Origin of the sequence: Pseudomonas sp. MWU16-30322, from assembly GCF_020515535.1 — a bacterium.
GTDB lineage: Bacteria > Pseudomonadota > Gammaproteobacteria > Pseudomonadales > Pseudomonadaceae > Aquipseudomonas > Aquipseudomonas fluorescens_H.
The window spans coordinates 1-992 of the sequence record NZ_JAIWYL010000029.1; the positions used below are offsets into that span (position 1 = coordinate 1).

General features: G+C 45.1%; 1 protein-coding gene. It reads right to left on the reverse strand.

The features are described from left to right. Positions 1-202 precede the first annotated feature (202 nt). Complete coding sequence (locus tag LCH64_RS28190) at positions 203-481, reverse strand: hypothetical protein (RefSeq protein ID WP_226501961.1); 279 nt, start codon at positions 479-481, stop codon at positions 203-205. Positions 482-992 lie beyond the last annotated feature (511 nt).

Here is a 992-nt window from a genome sequence, read left to right on the forward strand (position 1 = left end):
GCCGAACGCTGATGCGTTGCCAGAATGGCAGCAGCGAACGGCTTGCCCCCTTTCTCAGGCTTGCTCCAGACAACATCTCCCACCTTGAGCGACTCAATAGCGCGGTCGCCTTGCGGTGTAGAAACTTTCGTACCCGCAGCAAAGCAGCAAGGCCACTTCGTTACTGGGGTTCCCGCTGTGCCTTTTGCACCAACTAGCTAAGTCAGAATGACTCTATAATTTTTTTCGCTAACCATGCCTCACTTTTATCTATAGATATGTAGCATCCTTCGAATGAGCCGCTTGTCAAAACAAGTCTATGCCCTGCATATTCAATAGTAATCAGAATTGAGTAAGGGCCTTGCTCACGCTTTATTTCTTCTGCATTTAGCTTTTTCAAAACAACACCAACAAATTCCTCAAAGCTTTCTTCTTCATACTCATTAAAATAAACAAAATGACCAAGCTCGGAACTAGACTCAGAAAAACGATTAATGCTCACATCCCCAACCCATTATTCACACTTGTTCTAGATGACTGGGATTTTTCGATAATTTTGCGCCACAAATCATCCCCATAAAGACCTTGTGACGAGTATTTATTAGCGATCTCCGACCACGTTCTATTGGGATCGCTCTTATTCAAAGAATCTTCCAAATCTCTGTTAGACATTAACTCTCTAGCTGTAGCCTTAAATCATTGCTCATGGCAAACGCCTTTTTAGCCTAATCTTCCAGAGACAATCCTGCATCAATTCGACTGGGGATTTCTGCCTCTTTGGATAAGTACCAAGCCCTAGCCTCTCTCTCAGTTAGAGTCTTAGGTTGAGCAACATTGTCCCACCACTTTGTATAGGCAGCAGAATCATCGATCAAATCACAAGGCCCAGTGTTGTGTACCCAGGTCTTGAGCTCGTCAACGTAGAACGTATGCCCCACATCGACCGTCAGATTGTATGTTTTGCCACGGGCAGGTACAGCTCAAGCGATTCGACTTCGGACGAGGTGTTTTCG